Origin of the sequence: Leisingera sp. JC11 (assembly GCF_040704725.1) — a bacterium.
In the GTDB taxonomy this organism is placed as follows: Bacteria; Pseudomonadota; Alphaproteobacteria; order Rhodobacterales; family Rhodobacteraceae; genus Leisingera.
This window is the reverse complement of the sequence record NZ_JBFCVS010000058.1, coordinates 1-1,681: the sequence shown is the minus strand read 5'-3', so window position 1 is coordinate 1,681 and position 1,681 is coordinate 1. Positions and strand designations below refer to the sequence as shown.

2 protein-coding genes are annotated in these 1,681 nt (G+C 65.1%); both read right to left on the bottom strand.

Features of this window, described 5'->3' with window-relative positions:
- On the bottom strand, positions 1–883 hold an 883-nt coding region (locus tag AB1A62_RS22130; RefSeq protein WP_366663610.1), incomplete at its 3' end, for an aldehyde dehydrogenase family protein.
- A 93-nt stretch (positions 884–976) separates the two neighbouring features.
- The coding region (locus tag AB1A62_RS22125) for a glutamine synthetase family protein (protein WP_366663609.1) at positions 977–1,681 on the bottom strand (705 nt) is incomplete at its 5' end.

The window sequence follows — 1,681 nt, the reverse complement described above, 5'->3', positions numbered from 1 at the left end:
TGCCCAGCTTGTAACCCTTGACGATGGCAATCGCCTTTTCCAGGAAGGCGTCAAACAGGCTTTCATGCACATAGATCCGCTCGATGCCGCAGCAGCACTGGCCGGAGTTGAACATGGCGCCGTCAATCAGCGTGTCCACCGCCGCATCCAGGTCGGCGTCTTCCATCACATAGCCCGGATCCTTGCCGCCCAGCTCGGTGCCGACGCCGGTGAAAGTGCCGGCCGCGGCGCGCTCCATCGCCTGGCCGCCGCCCACCGAGCCGGTGAAGTTGACGAAGTTGAACGCCTTGGAGGCGATCAGCTCCGAGGTGGTATCGTGGTCCAGGAAGACATTCTGGAACACGTCCTGCGGCACGCCTGCGGAATGGAAGGCCTGCGCCATCCGCTCACCCGCAAGCAGGGTCTGGGTCGCGTGCTTCAGCACCACGGTGTTGCCGGCGATCAGCGCCGGGGCCACGGTGTTGATCGCGGTCATATAGGGGTAGTTCCAGGGCGCCACCACAAAGACCACCCCATGCGGAATGCGCTTGATGTAGCGCTTGAAGCTGGCGTCCTCGCCGACCTCGATATCCGCCAGCGACTCTTCGGCGATCTGCGCCATGTGGCTGGCGCGCTCGTTGAAGCCGCCGAATTCGCCGCCGTAGCGCACCGGGCGGCCCATCATACGGGCCAGTTCCGGCACGATCTCCTCGTTCATCGCGCCGACAGCGGCGACGCCCGCCATCACCAGTCCGATGCGCTCCTGCAGCGGCCGCGCCGCCCAGGCGGCCTGCGCCGCCCGCGCCCGTTCTGCTGCCGCAAAGGCGTCCTCGCGCGACAGCACCGCGCGCTCTGCAAAGACCGATCCGTCGACCGGCGAGATGCACTTCAATACCTGGCCCATTGCCATTCACTCCATTCAGAAAGGGCCAAGGCCCTCTTCATCTTTCCGAAAATACTCCGGGGGTCCGGGGGCTGGCCCCCGGTGTTCTCAGGATCAGGCCCGCTCGAACCCGCGGGCGATCTCGTAGTCGGTGACCACCCGGTCGAAATCCTCGATCTCCACTTCCGCCGCGCGCACGTAGTGGTCGACCACGTCATCGCCCATCGCTGCGCGCAGCATCTCCGAGCCTTTCAGCGCCGCCGCCGCATCGCGCAGGGTGCCCGGGATCATGCCGGTATCGCCCTGGTAGACATCGCCCCTGGTCGGCTCTTGCAGCTCCAGCCCCTCCTTGATGCCGGCAATGCCCGCCGCCAGCATGCCCGCCATCGCCAGATAGGGGTTCATGTCGGAGCCCGGAATGCGGCATTCGACGCGGATTGCCTTGGTCCCGTCGCCGCAGAGCCGGTAGCCCGCGGTGCGGTTGTCCACCGACCAGATGATCCGCGTCGGCGCAAAGGTGCCCTTCATGAAGCGTTTGTAGCTGTTGATATAGGGCGCCATGAAGGCGGTGTAGTCGGGCGCGTATTTCAGCAATCCACCCATGTAGTTCTTCATCAGCGCCGACATGCCCAGATCGTCCGCCTCGTCAAAGAACGCGGGCTTGCCGTCCTGCCACAGCGACTGATGCACATGGCTGGAGGAGCCGACCTTGTCGTGGCTCCACTTCGGCAGGAAGGTGACCGCGTGGCCCTGTTGCTCGGCGATCTCCTTGATCGCGTGCTTGGCGATGGTGTGGTATTCCGCCGTCTCCATCGCCGC